This window comes from Bartonella sp. AD328YNZD, from assembly GCF_042196425.1.
Genome location: NZ_JBHIQG010000837.1, coordinates 1 through 569 on the forward strand (window position 1 = coordinate 1; position 569 = coordinate 569).

The 569-nt window shown below is 42.2% G+C and carries 1 protein-coding gene; it reads right to left on the reverse strand.

What is annotated here, in order from left to right; genetic code table 11:
• A partial coding sequence (locus tag ACFIO3_RS15325; protein WP_375704807.1) for a GH36-type glycosyl hydrolase domain-containing protein occupies positions 1 to 569 on the reverse strand: 569 nt, incomplete at both ends.

Here is a 569-nt window from a genome sequence, read left to right on the forward strand (position 1 = left end):
GTGGGTTGAAAATAAGCATCCTGTTGCCCACTTTTGAGAACATCACCTTCAATAAAAGGAATGAGCGTATCAAGAAAGGCATCATCGCCAGTGGTATTGACATAAAAAGCTGTTGCATATGCAAGCCAAACGATATCATCAGAAATCCGCGTACGAACACCAGCATTTGTATCAGGCAACCACCAATGTTGCACATCCCCTTCAAGAAATTGGTGCGCTGCAGCATTTAACAATTGGTCATGAGCCAATTGTGGTTCCAGCAATAACAAAGACAAGCTATCTTGTAGCTGATCACGAAAGCCAAATGCACCACTCGCTTGGTAAAAGCCTGCGCGTGCCATGATGCGGCATGCATAAATTTGATAGGGAAGCCAGTGGTTGACCATAAGATTAAAAGAAGAGTCAGGTGTTTTGACTTGGAAAGGAGAAACAAAATCACTCCATTGTTGTTTTTGTTTTGTGAGCAGAATTTCAAAATCGCTTGCACGTGCTTGATCAAGTAGTTTTTCAGCTTCTTGCCTATTTTCAGCACTGCCAAGATAGAAGATGATTTCTTTTGTTTGCCCTGG